Raw genomic sequence first — 12765 nt, 5'->3', positions numbered from 1 at the left:
TCCGCCGCTCCAATTCGTTAACTTGACGGTACCCCTGCCGGTTCTGCGTGGCTATACCGAGACCCGCCATAAGGCAAAGTCCTGGGATCGCGAACGCCGCACCGTCGCCCGTATTGAGGCGACGATGCTCGGCCTCGACATCCGTTTCGTCGTCACCAGCCTCGATGTCGGCTCGGCCGAGTGGATCTACGACAGCCTGTATTGCGCGCGCGGCCAAGCCGAGAATCTGATCAAGCTGCATAAGACACAGCTCGCCTCCGACCGCACCAGCTGCCGTTCGGCGCTCGCCAACCAGGTCCGTCTCGTGCTCCATACGGCCGCTTATTGGCTGATGCTGACCGTGCGCGACGCCATTCCCAAAGCCCGGGAATTGGCTGCTGCCGAGTTCGCGACGCTGCGTCTTCGTCTCTTGAAACTCGCTGCCCGTGTGGTCGAGACCACGAACCGCATTCGCCTTGCGTTCGCCGCGGCATGTCCCGAAGCCGACCTGATCCGCGGCTTGCCCGGCGCGCTGCTGCCGCTCAGTCCTTGACCGGCGGGGCGTCCGCCCCCCGTTCGCCCAACCTATCCCTCAAGCGCGTTGCAAAGTACGGGTCGTCAGGCGGTGAAAAGCCGAAGGCAATCCTGTGCGCCTCGTCAGACAAGATGTGCGGCCGCATCAATCGGGCCCAAATGCCGCACTCTCACGAATAGGACGGGCTAGTGCGGATGTCGGATGAGGAACACGTCTTCCTGCTGACCCAGCATCACATCGTCTCGGACGGCGGTCGATTGGGCGTGCTGGTGCATGAACTCAGTCGGCTTTACCGGGCGTTCGAGGCTGGACAGGACGATCCTTTGCCGCCGTTGGCGATCCAGTATCCGGATTATGCCGCCTGGCAACGGCAGTGGCTGTCGGGGAACGGCTGCAGAAGCAGGCGAAGTATTGGCGCAACGCCCTGTCAGGCACGGCCCGTCTTGTCTTGCCGACGGACCGTGCGCGGCCGGCCCAGCAGTCGTTTGCCGGGGGCCAGTGTTCCTGTTGTCATCGATGCGGATCTGACGCGGGACTTGAAGCGGCTGAGCCGGCAGCATGGCACGACGTTGTTCCTGACGGTGCTGGCGGGCTGGGCGGCGGTGCTGTCGCGTCTGTCGGGGCAGGACGACCCTCCCCATCCGCTGCCAACAGAACTATCCGGGCCCGCTTTTCACGCTCCGGAAGCTGACTGAAACGGAGAGCGGCTTCGAACAAGAAAGTCTCAGCCAAGGGCGCGCAGAAAAGCTGGCGCCGTCTCGATGGCCATAACCAGTTCTTGGTGTTGCACGCCGGAAAGGATTGACAATTCTGTTTTAGAAAGTCGGTCTGACGCTCAATAACCCCGGTGATGACGCAAACGCGCCCGATGGACCTACCAAAAATGGTCGGCCGTACTGTTACAGGAACAGGGATATACTGTCGCTCTCAACGGAGTGAGATCTGTGCCTACACGATTAGATGTCATCGAACGGGGTTTAGCCGGAAGTATTTTCCGGTTCAAGGTTGAGCAAGAGAAGCCGTGTGTAAGGCGGAGTGTCTTGACAGATCGGGAGTAGATATAGTCTATATTGAGACTCCCTCATGACATTCAAGACGGGATCGAGGTCATCGCCAAGCCGACCGACCGTCAGCCCACAACCGCCGCCGCCTGACCGGCCCCGGCGGTCACCAAAATTCGGCGATAGCTCGCGACTCGGTCCTGCAGGTAGTACTATTCAGTGTCCCCATCACAGGAATGAGAAGCGACTATGACCTCGGACGTAATCTGTTCTTTCTGTAGAATGGAGGCGCAGCATGTTCTTGCGATCGTCACCGCTCCTGACGGAGCAGCTGCTATTTGTGATGAATGCGTTCAAGTGTGCGTTCAAGCTATCGCAGCTCGTTCACCTGAATGGTTGGAGAAGCATCGACGGTTCGTCGGGGAGCTAGGGAGCAGCGGCGGCTTTCAGCGGGAATAATCGATCAGTTTGAAGACCATCGCAAGCGCAGTCATGTTCGACAGGCAACCCTTGGATCGGATGGTGCGGTGGCGCACGGTAGCGAAGGTGCTTTCGAAGGGGCGTTTTGGTCGGGAAGCGCTTGCAGTATGGTCACCAACTCTCGGACCGTCATCGCGCCCACCGTGGTTTCGGGCGGTCACACGAGCAAGGCGAGTACTGTCAGCACGACCGGCACTAAGCTGCGCAATTGCGAATGACGACGGATGGGACTGCTCCAGGCCCACCTCATTCATACCGCTCTAGTACCCACTTTTCTTGGAACGTGAGTCGTGATTCAAGGTCGGGATGATACCCGAAGCAAGAGAAGTCCACCTTTCGAGGAAAGATCGCAAGGTGCTTGAGGCGTGCTGTCGCTCACCGGTGACGTTGCAGCGCGATTTGAAGCGGGCGCGGATAGTTCTGTTGGCGGCGGATGGGCGCAGCACCCGGTCGATCGCCAAGGAAGTTGGGGTCCAGCCGCGGATTGTCAGCCTTTGGCGGCATCGCTATGCCGACCATGGCCTTGAAGGGCTGCAAGACAAGCCGCGGCCTGGCAAGCAGCCGATCTATACGAAGACGACCGACAAGCGGATTCTGAAGCTGCTGGATAAGCCGCCACCGCAAGGGTTTGCGCGCTGGACCGGCCCCCTGCTGGCCGAGGCGCTGGGCGATGTCGATGTCCAATATGTCTGGCGGTTCCTGCGCAGCCACAAGATTGACCTGGTGGCTCGCAAGTCCTGGTGCGAGAGCAACGACCCGAACTTTACGGCCAAAGCCGCCGATGTTGTCGGCCTCTATGTCGCGCCGCCGGCGAAGGCCATTGTGCTGTGCGTGGACGAGAAGCCCTCGATCCAGGCTTTGGAGCGAGCGCAGGGTTATCTGAAGTTGCCCAATGGCCGCGCCTTAACCGGCCAAAGCCACGATTACAAGCGGCATGGCACCACAACATTGTTTGCGGCGCTCGAAGTCGCCACCGGAAAGATCATCGCGACCCATTCAAAACGCCGGCGCCGCGTCGAGTTTCTCGATTTCATGAACAGCGTCACCGCGACTTTTCCGAACCGCAAGCTTCACGTCATCCTCGACAACCTCAACACCCATAAAAAGAACGAGGACTGGCTCAAGGCCCACCCCAACGTGCAATTTCATTTCACGCCGACAAGTGCGTCATGGCTCAATCAGGTCGAAGTATGGTTTTCCATCTTGCAGGGGCAGTCGCTCAGCGGCACCTCCTTCACGAGCCTCAAGCAGCTTCAGGAACACATCGATGCCTACGTCAACGCATACAACGACAGAGCCGAGCCCTTCGTCTGGACCAAGAAAAAGGTCCGTCAACGCCGTTTCAAAGGCCGCCGTATCACTCAGCTCTGATTCCGGGGACTAGCCGAACAGCCGCATCAGCAACGCCTTGCCGACCGGCGCCGCGCGCACGCTGCGGAAGGCGCGGACATATTCGCCGGCATAGAATGCGCGGACGACATTGATCCGCGTCGCAACCGCGTCCTCGAAACGGACGCCGAAGCCGTCGCGAGTGCGGCGGACAACGGTCGCGCTCACGTTCTGGCCATAGACATTGCACTTGATCGAGGCGCCGATTGGCGGCGGGGCGGGATCGATGAAGCGCGCGCCCGAAATCGAGATGTCGGCCATCCGCACCAGCCGCGGCTCGGCGCCTTCGTGAACTAGGATCGGCTCGTCGCGTTCGAAACGCTCGGCCTTGCGGCGCCGCGGCTGCTCGATGCAGATGAAGCGCACGATCGCGAGCACGACGCAATTGTACAGAACCATAGGGTTGGGCCTCAGAAATCCAAGCGAGATAGTATCAGTGGCCATCAATGGGCCAGCGTATAACGGCCCCGTTCGGTGGGACGGTGCTCCCATGTCGAAGGGGCACCCCAAAAGCACATTGGCCGTTCAGGATTACGGTTTCTGAACCCCGCCCGCACTGACAATTCAGGGGCCGGTCAATGAATCAGGCACAGCAGCAGAAGCCCTCTCCTGAAGACAAAGTTTCCGTCACCAAGGATAAGGACGCGGGCGCATGCGGATTGCAGCGCGATTTGCAGGATCGGTTGCAGCCGGCGCACGACGAGCCGGTGAGCGAGCCCGTCAGCGATAGTGCTCCCCATCCCGAAGCACCTGCAGGCTCGGGCCGGTGGGTTCGCCGCCTGCTCAAGGTCGGCATTGGTCTTGCGATCGTGGCCGTCTTCGGATGGTTGCCGCTGAAGGCCGTGCTGCAGACCTCGAGCGTCGAGGCCGTGGTCAATGCCAGGATCGCGACGTTGCGCTCGCCGATCGACGGCACCCGTGAGCGCGAAGCCGCCGCAAGACTCGACGCAACTCAGCGTGGTCCATGAGGGCGACGCGATCCTTCATGTCGTCAACGCGCGTGGCGATCGCGTGCGGCTCGACGATCTTCGGCGGCAGATGTCGCGGCAGGAGAACGAGCGCCCGAGCCTTGCCGCTAAGCTGGCAGCCGCCGAGACCGCGCAACAGGGCCTCGCCCGCCAGGCGGGCCAGTTCCGCGATGGCCGCATCCTTCAGCTCGAGGCGCGCATCGCCGAAATCCAGTCGGCGATCGAGGCCGCGGCCGCGCGACGGGAAGAGGCGGCGGCCGCTGTGGAGCGGGCCTCGTCCCTGATCAAATCGGGCAGCGTCTCGACGGTCGAGATGGCCCGCCTGACGCGTGAGCAGGCAATCGCCCAGCAGACCGAGATCGGCGCCCGCCGCCGGCTCGACGCAGGGCATCGTCAACTTAATCGACCGCCGAGCCGAAGGAGGCGATTCTCAGAGGTCGAGAGTCGGCGATAGCGCTTGTCATGGAGATCTCGCGCCAAGTCGCAAAGGCTCGCTCGCGCGAAGCACGACGGAAGTCGGCGGTGGCGGCTCCGGGATAGGGGATGTGGAAAAGGTTCGCGACCTGATCGTGAACGGACAGAAACCGTTGAGCCTGACGGGACGATTTGAAGCGCGTCATGATCCGCTCGCGTCGCCGCGTCGGCTGATGAGAATTCTCGGCCCGATTGTTGAGAGCTTTGTGCTGGCGATGTTCGACGTGTAAGCCCATCTTCGCCCTCGCAGCGCCGTACGAACGCAGCTTATCCGTGATCATCACGCGCGGCGGCGTGCCGGCGGATTTCAAGAGCTTCTTCATGAGCCGCTGCGCAGCGCGCGTCTCTTCGACGCTGGATCAAGACGTCGAGAACGAAACCATTCTGGTCGACAGCGCGCCAGAGCCAATGTTGTTCGCCCGCGATCGAGATAACGACCTCGTCCAGATGCCATTTGTCACCGCGGGCGGGAGCGCGCTGGCGGATCCGATCGGAGAACGGCTTGCCGAATTTCCGTCCCCACTGGCGCACGGTTTCATAGGTCACGCCAATGCCACGCGCCGCCAGCATTTCCTCGACCATGCGCAAGCTTAAGGGAAACCGGAAATACAACCAAACGGCATAGCTGATCACTTCCGGTGGGAAGCGATGGCGGCGATAAAGAGGGTCCTTGGCAGTCCGCATGCCGCTCGTCTACCCCCTCCGCCGCTCCAATTCGTTAACTTGACGGTACCCTCTGACCTCATCTGGCTCAAGCCGAAAGGCTGCACCGAATCGAAGCCGAACTCCTTCACAAATTGCGCAGATCGCTTCCTCAACATGGTTCAACGCTCGTCAGCTCGACGTAAGCTAAATGTCTTAGAGGCTGCAACGTTCGATGTGGGCCGAGAGGTCGCATAATTTGCTCAGTCCGACAAGGAGCAGGAAATGGATCCCTTTGATGCAGGGCAGGCTCAGCGCGGTAATGGCAGCACCGAATCTTCCGGCCGCGAGGACCGGGAAGGTGAGGAGGCGCAGTGGGTTGGAGTCTTGACCCACGCGGTGCTCGCCGCTGACGATCCGGCAAATCTCGGGGATTCTGCTCCTGCGGAGGGGGGGCACGACCAGATGCTGGAGGAGTGGGCTGCCGAAGAGGGGCAGAACCCGCTCGAGGATCGACAAGAGGCTGTAAGGCGAGTGAATGCTTGGAATCAGGGCGATCTGAATCTTGCAATGCTGCGCCTCACCAGCCTGCCTCCACTTCCAGCCGGGCTCCACTCGCTCGACGCGTCCTTCAACCGGCTGACCAGTCTGCCCGAGACTCTCCCTGACGCGCTCAATTCGCTCAATGTTAATGGGAATCAGTTGGTCAGCTTGCCCGCGCTTCCGGCCGGGCTCGCCTTGCTGGACGTGTGGAGCAATCGGCTCACCAGCCTGCCTGAGACCCTCCCGGCCGCGCTCGAGGGCCTCAACGTCGGCAACAACCAATTGACGAGCCTGCCCGAGGCCCTCCCGGCCAGGCTCGAAAGCCTTGACGTTAGTGTAAACCAATTGACGAGCCTGCCCGAGACTCTCCCGGCCAGTCTCGGAAGCCTTGACGTTGGTGTAAACCAATTGACGAGCCTGCCCGAGACTCTCCCGACCAGTCTCGGAAGACTTTACCTTAACGATAACCAGCTAACCAGCCTACCCACGGGCTTGCTAACGCAGTTGGGGGCTGCTGCGGAGGTGGTTGTGTCTGGCAATCCGCTGCCCCAGGAGATGCTGATGAACCTGGACACAATCCAAAGTACCGATGGGTATGCCGGCCCGAGGGTCGTCTTTGATTTGTCTGAGACGCACGAAGATCAGTGGGAGGACGCCGCCGTTGCGCCGTTTCCTCTCGAGACAGTAGCTGCGGAGTCTCTTCCCGAGGCAGTAGCGGACTGGCTCAACGGGGATCCGAAGGAGGGCGATCCCGAGGTGGTGGCCAAGTGGCAGAGCTTTGCAGAAGAACCCGGTGCCCAGCAATACGCAGACTTCCTCAACGGGCTGCGGAATACCGTGAACTCTGGGAACGAAGGATTCCAGCAGGGGGTGGCCAATGATCTGCGGCAGGCAGCGGCCAACCCGCAATTGCGCGCGCAGTACTTCCAGCTTGCTCTTGACGCCAACGAGAGCTGCGCGGATCGCAGAACTTTGACCTGGAACGGCATGCAAACCGCGCGCCTGATCGCCAACGTCGAGAACGGGCTCTATGACAATAACGAGGGGGTAGCGGCCCTCGTTGATCTAGGCCGTGTCATGTTCCGCTTGGAGGCACTGGGGGGGATCGCGCGCGAGAAGGTCCAATCGCTCCGCACAGGCGGCACCATCAACAACGTCGACGAAATCGAGGTCTACCTTGCCTATCAGGCCACGCTGCGCGAGCGGCTGGGGCTGCAGCACATCGCCCCGGACATGAACTACTTCTACGACTCTCACCTCACCGAGGAAGACATTGACAGGGCTGAGACGTCTGTGCGGAGCAAGGAGGCGACGGGGTTCGCCGACTATTTGGCGACGGACTGGAAACCTTGGGACGATGTGGTGCTCCGCATTGAACCGGAACACCATGCCACGATGGAGGAAAAGCTCGCCGATGCCTTGGAGGAGGAGTTCCCGGGCCGACTGAAGCAAAAGCTCGTTGAAGCGGGACTGATCGGCGCTGAGGCCGATGTCGTTGCGGATGCCGAGCGGGAGTTCGGACCCCAGGTCAGCAAGGACATCGCTCGCGAGATCAAGGGTGCTCTGAGGGACACGGTGCTCAACAAACGCGGCCTCAGTCTGTGAAGCGGCGTCTGCTGCTTGACCACGCGGTCCTTCATCCAGATCGAAGGATCAAGCAACTGCCTGAGCGAGGTATTGGTTCAACCGCAGCGGCGGAAACTGAACTGCGACGGCTGATCAGCCATTATGCTGTGAAGCGGCAGTAGTGCTTTGGCAAGACCAAGGCCGTGACCGCCACGGCCCGGAAGATCGCAGTTCTGTTCTACAATGCTGTGCGATACGGAATGGACTATGTCGATCCCGGGGCCTCGTCCTACGAGACGCGCTACCGGACGCGAGTGGTCAACAATTTGCAGCGGCGTGCCAAGGCATTCGGCTTTGTTCACCTGCCCTTGGAGCCGAAAGTAGATGCTGCCGTTTCTTAGGAATCGTTCTCAAGCGTCAGCTCCCCGATCTTGGCGTGCAGCGTTTTCACGTCCCCCGCGGGCTCGCTCGTTCTGTTGCCACCGCGAGGACCAAAGACCTCGGCCGCCGCTTCCTGAAGCTGGGACTTCCACTGCGTGATCTGGTTCGGATGCATGTCGAAATGCTCAGCCAGCTCGGCCAGCGTCATCTCGCCCTTGATCCTTGATCGCCGCTAACGCCACCTTGGCCTTGAATGCGAGTGCGTGCTGCCGGCGGGCTCGTCTGCTCATCGTCTCTCCTGATTCGCGGGACAATCTTGCCCGCCGTCAGGCAGAAACTCCACTCATCGCTGTCCAGATTTCCGGAGCCAGCTCTTTCTGTTCTACGCGCTACCCGACATAGGCATCCGTCTGACGCCGTTCGAGACTTCCTGGCTAGCGCTCGCATTGTGGGGCGGTGCTTATCAAACGGAGGTCTTCAGGGCCGCATTCGAAGCTGTGCCGAAAGGCGAAGTGACGGCAGCTCGCGCTCTCGGCTTGCCGGCGTTCCAGACCTTTCTTGACATCACACTCCCGATCGCGTTGCGCATCGCGATCACCGGAACAACAACCACGGCGATCACGCAGTTCAGGTCGTCCTCCTTCATGATCGTCGTCGGCTATCAGGAATTGACCTATGTCGCCAACCGGATCGTGTCAGATACGTTTAAAGTGTTTGAGACCTTCGGAATCGCTTGTCTCATGTACCTGCTGGGGTGCAGCATCCTAAGCGCTTTGTCTCGTACGTTCGAGCGCAGGCTCGCGGTTCCGGGGCTGGGAGTAGTTAAATGACCAACTGGGTTTGGCCTGTCACCCTTTACCTTGGTAAGAGCCTTTTGGTTACTTTGTGGATCTCGCTGCTCACCGTCATTTTGGCGACAATCCTTGGTCTCCTGATCGCGGCGCTGTCGCAAAGCACGCTCACGTTCGCGCGCTTTGTCGGACGGCTTTACGTTGAGTTGTTCCGCGGCGTGCCGTCGCTTATGATACTCCTCTTCGTGTTCTTTGCCCTTCCGCAAATTGGTCTCCGCACGGGCCCACTCACGGCCGCAATAATCGGATTGGGGCTCTGGGGCGGGGCGAACATCGGTGAGGTCTTTCGAGGCGCCTTGGATTCAATTCCACATCGCCAAGAGCAGGGCGCCCGAGCGCTTGGCTTGAGCGCAACGGAAGCGCTTGTGTTCGTCATTTTGCCACAAGCATTTCGGCGTGCGTTGCCGCCCTACGTCGGGCAGCTCACCGTTCTCGTCCAGGCGAGTGCACTGACGTCCGTTGTTGGGGTGTCGGATCTCTTGGGATCGGCGCGTCAAATGATAGAAAGACTAGCGTATGTCGGAACCGGAGACTCACACGCCATCGAGATCTATCTGGGCGTGCTGAGCATATTCTTTGTGATCTGCTACGCGTTGAGCGGGCTGGCCAGTATAATCGAACGCTGTCTTCGAGTCTGAAAACAATTCCTAGTCGATCGAAACCTTCTAGGGAAAGGCAATTGCGCCGTTTGAGCGAACCCGCTCGACTCCATCGAGCGCTTTGCGCGGAGACATGTTCTAGGGTCTGTACCTAAATAGCGCCACGTGATTCTCTTGCCTACGTGTTGATTCGGGGGCGAGAGAATGCGCGCTGGTTTGTTTTGGCTGAACGACAGGCAATGGGCGCGTATCGAACCGCATCTGCCGAGGGGACTGACGGGGCCGGATCGGGACGACGACCGACGCATCGTCAGCGGCATCATTCACATGCTGCAATCGGGTGCACGATGGCGTGATTGTCCACGTGAATACGGCCCTTACACGACGATCTACAATCGCTTCAATCGCTGGGCCAAGCGAGGACGATGGTGCGCAATCTTCGAAGCGCTGGCCAAGCCTGGCGAAGACGGCGTCGTACTGTCGCTCGACTCGACCTCGATTAAAGCTCACCGGTGTGCCTCCGGCGGAAAAGGGGGGAGCACAATCAAGCAATCGGCCGCTCGCGCGGAGGCCGCACGACAAAAATCCATGCGCTGAGCGATCCGCTCTGCCGGCCGGTCGTCCTGCATCTGACTCCAGGCCAGGATGCCGATATCGCTGCGGCTCCCGATGTCCTGGCGCTCGCGCCACCCATGAGCGTGCTCCTCGCCGACAAAGGGTATGATGGCGACAAGCTTCGCGGCGAAATCATTCGTCGTGGCGCCAAGCCCGTAATCCCCAATAAATCTAACCGTGTCGTCATCCATCGCTTCAAAAAACGCGCCTACAAAGGACGAAATGTCATCGAACGCTGCTTTTGCAGGCTCAAGGACTTCCGGCGCATCGCCACGCGATATGACAAGCTCGCCCGTAATTTTTTGGCCGCTGTTCATCTCGCCGCTCTCGTCGCATATTGGCTCAATTGAGTCTGGACCCTAGTTCAAGCAAAGCCCAAACTGCACCGAGAGCGCGCCCACGCCAGTCAGATCATCGCCTAAAAAGCGGCCGTGCGGACGGCCAGAGTCGAATCCTCTTGGTCTGGACTCGCATCATCATACCGGACGGCAACTCGATCGTGCTGGAGCGCCAGCCGGGCGCCGACAGTGGTGGTTATGCCGGACTCGAGGACGATGTCGACAACCACTGGGGCATGCTATTCAAGGCCGCCGTTCTCTCGACCATGCTCAGCGTCGGAGCAGAGGCGGCACGAGCCAAATGAGAACAACCTCGTTCAAGCGATCCGTAGCGGTGCGTCCATCAGCATCAGCCAGACCGGCCAATTGGTCGTGCAGCGTCAGCTCAACATCCAGCCGACGCTGACCATCCGGCCAGGTTTCCGGTCCGCGTGATCGGCACGCGCGATTTGGTGCTGGCGCCCTACAGCAATGGAGGAGCGCCATGACGAAGCTCAAGCTTGGGCCGCTTGAAGACGACAAGCCAGTCAAGCTCACGACCGAGCTGCCGGCGGCGGTCTTTAGGGATCTCAGAAGCTACGCCGAGATCCTGACGCATAGCGTAGGTCTGATGACGCGGACCGAGCCTGCTAAACTGATTGCGCCGATGATCGAGCGTCGCATGGCGACCGACCGCGCCTTCGCGAAAGCACGGCGAAATACACTCAGCTCGCACCTCGGTCATAGCGTTCACGACGCAGGTCAAGAAACGGACGCAACGATGGATTGCCGTTAGCTTGCCGCCAGTAAGCGCGAAAGCTGAGCACAGGGTTTGCCGGTTCGGGAAGGCAAGGCGTCCAGCCATAAGAAGTATTGGCCGAACAATTCGGTCGTCAAATCGGCCGGCGCCTGAACCCTGCCGCTATCGGCGAGAAAGCGGGCAAAGAACTTCAGTGCTTTCCAGCATTGGTGACGCGTGCTAGGTGACGACGATGCATGATGCCCCCGGAACGCCTCGGCATAGGGAGCAACAAATTCGGCTGGAAGATTGGGTTGCCCGAGGTCGAACCGCTGCGCCGGTTCGCCCCACGCATCCCGGAACGGCATCGTCAACTTAATCGACCGCCGAGCCGAAGGCGGCGATTCTCAGAGGTCGAGATTCGGCGATAGCGCTTGTCATGGAGATCTCGCGCCAAGTCGCAAAGGCTCGCTCGCGCGAAGCACGACGGAAGTCGGCGGTGGCGGCTCCGGCATAGGGGATGTGGAAAAGGTTCGCGACCTGATCGTGAACGGACAGAAACCGTTGAGCCTGACGGGACGATTTGAAGCGCGTCATGATCCGCTCGCGTCGCCGCGTCGGCTGATGAGAATTCTCGGCCCGATTGTTGAGAGCTTTGTGCTGGCGATGTTCGACGTGAAAGCCCATCTTCGCCCTCGCAGCGCCGTACGAACGCAGCTTATCCGTGATCATCACGCGCGGCGGCGTGCCGGCGGATTTCAAGAGCTTCTTCATGAGAAGCTGCGCAGCGCGCGAGTCTCTTCGGCGCTGGATCAAGACGTCGAGAACGAAGCCATCCTGGTCGACAGCGCGCCAGAGCCAATGTTGTTCGCCCGCGATCGAGATAACGACCTCGTCCAGATGCCATTTGTCACCGCGGGCGGGAGCGCGCTGGCGGATCCGATCGGAGAACGGCTTGCCGAATTTCCGTCCCCACTGGCGCACGGTTTCATAGGTCACGCCAATGCCACGCGCCGCCAGCATTTCCTCGACCATGCGCAAGCTTAAGGGAAACCGGAAATACAACCAAACGGCATAGCTGATCACTTCCGGTGGGAAGCGATGGCGGCGATAAAGAGGGGCCCGGGCGGTCGGCATGCCGGTCGTCTACCCCATCGGCCACCCCTATTCGTTAACTTGACGGTGCCGGTTGGGAGTGAGCCTACAAGCTTTGGCAGGCGACCAACTCAACGAGTTAAGGTATTCTGGGGCAAACTCGGTCGCAGATCACCGCGCAAAGCCGGGACACCGACCAGATCAAGGAGATCACTGATGGCCCACAAGAAACTGGTCAATCAGAGCGGGTTGTTGCTTACAGTGTTACTCATCACGCGTGTTGGCTCGGAGCCCAACCAGTCCGTGACGACGCGCGGCAGCAGCTGGGATAACGTGCTAAACACACATGACACGCTGGCCTTTAGCGGAGCGGACGGCCTGAACGTGGTGGGCTCGAATACGTAACCGCGGTCCACGGCGCTACGACCACCGACTCTCTACGGCCTGAACGCCGCCGGCAGTTTGATGGAAGCTCCCGTCGGCGACTAACGCGTCCCGGAAATCCGACGCTTTGTCGTGCTGAACATCGTCACCTTTCTGTGATCACTTCCAGACAGTGCGTCGCGCCGCCAGTTAAGCCTGTGGTCAGGC

The 12765-nt window shown here is 60.4% G+C and carries 14 protein-coding genes and 5 pseudogenes; 14 read left to right on the top strand and 5 right to left on the bottom strand.

Annotated elements, in window-relative coordinates; translation table 11 throughout:
• Positions 1 to 37: 37 nt before the first annotated feature.
• The 4 genes and pseudogenes from CIT37_RS35340 to CIT37_RS35330 all read left to right on the top strand — a co-directional run.
• A pseudogene (locus tag CIT37_RS35340) lies at positions 38 to 532 on the top strand (IS1380 family transposase); the annotation flags it as partial.
• A gap of 176 nt (positions 533 to 708) precedes the next feature.
• Positions 709 to 1209 carry a condensation domain-containing protein gene (locus CIT37_RS35335; protein WP_028144459.1) on the top strand — a complete coding sequence of 167 codons (501 nt, stop codon included), beginning with the start codon at positions 709 to 711 and terminating at the stop codon, positions 1207 to 1209.
• Between the two features lie 555 nt (positions 1210 to 1764).
• Positions 1765 to 1974, top strand: coding sequence for a ClpX C4-type zinc finger protein (locus CIT37_RS40250; protein WP_080586833.1), 210 nt, complete (start codon positions 1765 to 1767; stop codon positions 1972 to 1974).
• Between the two features lie 327 nt (positions 1975 to 2301).
• Positions 2302 to 3366: an IS630-like element ISRj1 family transposase gene (locus CIT37_RS35330; protein ID WP_011084514.1), complete on the top strand. Its 1065-nt coding sequence runs from the start codon at positions 2302 to 2304 to the stop codon at positions 3364 to 3366.
• A 9-nt stretch (positions 3367 to 3375) separates the two neighbouring features.
• Here CIT37_RS35330 and CIT37_RS35325 read toward each other — a convergent pair whose 3' ends face one another.
• On the bottom strand, positions 3376 to 3783 hold the full coding sequence (locus tag CIT37_RS35325) for a PilZ domain-containing protein (RefSeq protein ID WP_014498017.1): 408 nt from the start codon (positions 3781 to 3783) through the stop codon (positions 3376 to 3378).
• A gap of 179 nt (positions 3784 to 3962) precedes the next feature.
• Here CIT37_RS35325 and CIT37_RS35320 point away from each other — a divergent pair, with 179 nt between their 5' ends.
• Entirely contained in the window at positions 3963 to 4352 is a 390-nt protein-coding gene (locus CIT37_RS35320; RefSeq protein WP_014498016.1) for a hypothetical protein, read from the top strand.
• Positions 4303 to 4806 carry a hypothetical protein gene (locus CIT37_RS35315; RefSeq protein ID WP_223153751.1) on the top strand — a complete coding sequence of 168 codons (504 nt, stop codon included), beginning with the start codon at positions 4303 to 4305 and terminating at the stop codon, positions 4804 to 4806. Before CIT37_RS35320 ends, CIT37_RS35315 begins: the two co-directional genes overlap by 50 nt.
• On the opposite strand, the pseudogene CIT37_RS35310 reads toward CIT37_RS35315, so the two are convergent.
• A pseudogene (locus CIT37_RS35310) lies at positions 4751 to 5510 on the bottom strand (IS6 family transposase). The gene CIT37_RS35315 and the pseudogene CIT37_RS35310 overlap by 56 nt on opposite strands.
• 243 nt (positions 5511 to 5753) lie before the next feature.
• Between CIT37_RS35310 and CIT37_RS35305 the strand changes: the two are divergent.
• Both CIT37_RS35305 and CIT37_RS35300 read left to right on the top strand, forming a co-directional pair.
• Complete coding sequence (locus CIT37_RS35305) at positions 5754 to 7616, top strand: NEL-type E3 ubiquitin ligase domain-containing protein (protein ID WP_095426901.1); 1863 nt, start codon at positions 5754 to 5756, stop codon at positions 7614 to 7616.
• A gap of 149 nt (positions 7617 to 7765) precedes the next feature.
• Positions 7766 to 7978, top strand: a pseudogene (locus CIT37_RS35300) (IS110 family transposase); the annotation flags it as partial.
• A gap of 2 nt (positions 7979 to 7980) precedes the next feature.
• Here CIT37_RS35300 and CIT37_RS35295 read toward each other — a convergent pair.
• Positions 7981 to 8248 (bottom strand): annotated as a pseudogene (locus CIT37_RS35295) (transposase); the annotation flags it as partial.
• Between the two features lie 156 nt (positions 8249 to 8404).
• Here CIT37_RS35295 and CIT37_RS35290 point away from each other — a divergent pair.
• From CIT37_RS35290 to CIT37_RS35270, 5 genes and pseudogenes are all read left to right on the top strand, one after another.
• On the top strand, positions 8405 to 8788 hold the full coding sequence (locus tag CIT37_RS35290) for an ABC transporter permease subunit (protein ID WP_231088543.1): 384 nt from the start codon (positions 8405 to 8407) through the stop codon (positions 8786 to 8788).
• A complete protein-coding gene (locus tag CIT37_RS35285) occupies positions 8785 to 9447 on the top strand; it encodes an amino acid ABC transporter permease (protein WP_014498011.1) in 663 nt (220 codons plus the stop codon). The genes CIT37_RS35290 and CIT37_RS35285 overlap by 4 nt, the downstream gene beginning before the upstream one ends.
• A 165-nt stretch (positions 9448 to 9612) precedes the next feature.
• A protein-coding gene (locus CIT37_RS35280) for an IS5 family transposase (protein ID WP_244611264.1) occupies positions 9613 to 10373 on the top strand; the annotation gives its coding sequence in 2 pieces (ribosomal slippage) (positions 9613 to 9952 and positions 9952 to 10373; 762 coding nt in all).
• A 74-nt stretch (positions 10374 to 10447) separates the two neighbouring features.
• Positions 10448 to 10849, top strand: a pseudogene (locus CIT37_RS35275) (TraB/TrbI/VirB10 family type IV secretion system protein); the annotation flags it as partial.
• On the top strand, positions 10846 to 11136 hold the full coding sequence (locus CIT37_RS35270) for a DUF2274 domain-containing protein (protein WP_011084496.1): 291 nt from the start codon (positions 10846 to 10848) through the stop codon (positions 11134 to 11136). The pseudogene CIT37_RS35275 and the gene CIT37_RS35270, both read left to right, overlap by 4 nt.
• Here the strand turns inward: CIT37_RS35270 and CIT37_RS35265 are convergent.
• Together CIT37_RS35265 and CIT37_RS35260 are read right to left on the bottom strand one after the other, a co-directional pair.
• Positions 11133 to 11447: a hypothetical protein gene (locus tag CIT37_RS35265; protein ID WP_095426902.1), complete on the bottom strand. Its 315-nt coding sequence runs from the start codon at positions 11445 to 11447 to the stop codon at positions 11133 to 11135. The two genes, CIT37_RS35270 and CIT37_RS35265, sit on opposite strands and share 4 nt — an antisense overlap.
• A 7-nt stretch (positions 11448 to 11454) precedes the next feature.
• Complete coding sequence (locus tag CIT37_RS35260; protein ID WP_109866564.1) at positions 11455 to 12216, bottom strand: IS6 family transposase; 762 nt, start codon at positions 12214 to 12216, stop codon at positions 11455 to 11457.
• Positions 12217 to 12390: 174 nt separating this feature from the next.
• Between CIT37_RS35260 and CIT37_RS35255 the strand changes: the two genes are divergently transcribed.
• Positions 12391 to 12579: a hypothetical protein gene (locus CIT37_RS35255; RefSeq protein ID WP_014498007.1), complete on the top strand. Its 189-nt coding sequence runs from the start codon at positions 12391 to 12393 to the stop codon at positions 12577 to 12579.
• Positions 12580 to 12765: the final 186 nt, after the last annotated feature.

Origin of the sequence: Bradyrhizobium ottawaense, assembly GCF_002278135.3 — a bacterium.
GTDB classification, from domain to species: Bacteria; Pseudomonadota; Alphaproteobacteria; order Rhizobiales; family Xanthobacteraceae; genus Bradyrhizobium; species Bradyrhizobium ottawaense.
This window is presented reverse-complemented; position numbering and strand designations above follow the sequence as displayed.

Bases quoted from the DNA above. Each gene is read 5' to 3' on its own strand.
- CIT37_RS35335 (WP_028144459.1), top strand. From the start codon at position 709: ATGTCGGATGAGGAACACGTCTTCCTGCTGACCCAGCATCACATCGTC.
- CIT37_RS40250 (WP_080586833.1), top strand. From the start codon at position 1,765: ATGACCTCGGACGTAATCTGTTCTTTCTGTAGAATGGAGGCGCAGCAT.
- CIT37_RS35330 (WP_011084514.1), top strand. From the start codon at position 2,302: ATGATACCCGAAGCAAGAGAAGTCCACCTTTCGAGGAAAGATCGCAAG.
- CIT37_RS35325 (WP_014498017.1), bottom strand. From the start codon at position 3,783: ATGGTTCTGTACAATTGCGTCGTGCTCGCGATCGTGCGCTTCATCTGC.
- CIT37_RS35320 (WP_014498016.1), top strand. From the start codon at position 3,963: ATGAATCAGGCACAGCAGCAGAAGCCCTCTCCTGAAGACAAAGTTTCC.
- CIT37_RS35305 (WP_095426901.1), top strand. From the start codon at position 5,754: ATGGATCCCTTTGATGCAGGGCAGGCTCAGCGCGGTAATGGCAGCACC.
- CIT37_RS35285 (WP_014498011.1), top strand. From the start codon at position 8,785: ATGACCAACTGGGTTTGGCCTGTCACCCTTTACCTTGGTAAGAGCCTT.
- CIT37_RS35270 (WP_011084496.1), top strand. From the start codon at position 10,846: ATGACGAAGCTCAAGCTTGGGCCGCTTGAAGACGACAAGCCAGTCAAG.
- CIT37_RS35265 (WP_095426902.1), bottom strand. From the start codon at position 11,447: ATGCCGTTCCGGGATGCGTGGGGCGAACCGGCGCAGCGGTTCGACCTC.
- CIT37_RS35260 (WP_109866564.1), bottom strand. From the start codon at position 12,216: ATGCCGACCGCCCGGGCCCCTCTTTATCGCCGCCATCGCTTCCCACCG.
- CIT37_RS35255 (WP_014498007.1), top strand. From the start codon at position 12,391: ATGGCCCACAAGAAACTGGTCAATCAGAGCGGGTTGTTGCTTACAGTG.